General features: G+C 35.5%; 1 protein-coding gene. It reads left to right on the top strand.

From position 1 onward, the window contains the following. Window positions 1-338: tetratricopeptide repeat protein (locus LBV24_RS15150; RefSeq protein ID WP_394371143.1), on the top strand; the 338-nt coding region annotated here is incomplete at both ends.

The raw sequence follows: 338 nt of genomic DNA, 5'->3' as shown, positions 1-338 counted from the left end.
GACAAGTTTTTTGAGAATTTCAATTATTATAAAGCCATTGAACTATACGAGAAAGCAGTAGAAAAAGGCGACATGAGTGCTCATGTACTTACAAGGCTAGGAGATGCTTATTACAATAATTCAATTTCTGACAAAGCCGCATACTGGTATGGCCAGGCCTTAACAGAACATAAGAACATTGATCCAGAGTATTTATATAAGTACATACAATCTCTAAGGAGTATCGGCAATTATGAAGAAGCCGATAAATGGTTTAAAGAATTAAGCGCCGCCCAAGTGGGTGATAGTAGACTTAAAGGATACAATCCTGATGAAGTTGATATTTATAATATGCTAAC

Origin of the sequence: Winogradskyella vincentii (genome assembly GCF_020166345.1) — a bacterium.
In the GTDB taxonomy this organism is placed as follows: Bacteria; Bacteroidota; Bacteroidia; order Flavobacteriales; family Flavobacteriaceae; genus Winogradskyella; species Winogradskyella vincentii.
Note: the sequence above shows the minus strand (reverse complement) of the source record. Positions and strands in the feature narration are given on the sequence as shown.